This window comes from Alteromonas sp. ABE4_545 (genome assembly GCF_056161325.1).
Genome location: NZ_JBSWYY010000079.1, coordinates 1 through 497, shown reverse-complemented (window position 1 = coordinate 497; position 497 = coordinate 1). Strand labels below are relative to the sequence as shown.

1 rRNA gene is annotated in these 497 nt (G+C 42.3%); it reads right to left on the bottom strand.

Annotated elements, in window-relative coordinates:
• Positions 1–402 precede the first annotated feature (402 nt).
• Positions 403–497 (bottom strand): 16S ribosomal RNA (locus ACXAH6_RS20395); the annotation flags it as partial.

Below are 497 nucleotides of genomic sequence, written 5' to 3'. Positions count from 1 at the left end.
TTTTCGCAGACTTACACGTCCTTCATCGCCTCTATTTGCCAAGGCATCCACCGTATACGCTTAGTCACTTAACCATACAACCCAAAGTAGCCTTTTGACTTCTACTTATGGCCGTCAACTCAATGACTGTTGTATGCATGACAAGTACTAATCATTTATCGTGTATTAAGGACTCTCATCACACGCGACTGCGTGATGCGCCTTCTTAATAGCACGTAATCATTGTCAGATAGAGTAGCTTGAAAGAACATCTTTCGATATTCTCAGTTACTCAATTAGATTGATTACTAATATCAGCTTTCCAAATTGTTAAAGAACAAGATTTTGATCCTGCAACTTACGTCACAAGAAACAAAACAATCTGTGTAGGCACTGCATCAATGAGCGTCCGTCGACTTTTGGTAAGGAGGTGATCCAACCCCAGGTTCCCCTAGGGTTACCTTGTTACGACTTCACCCCAGTCATGAAACACAAAGTGGTAATCGTCCTCCCGAAGG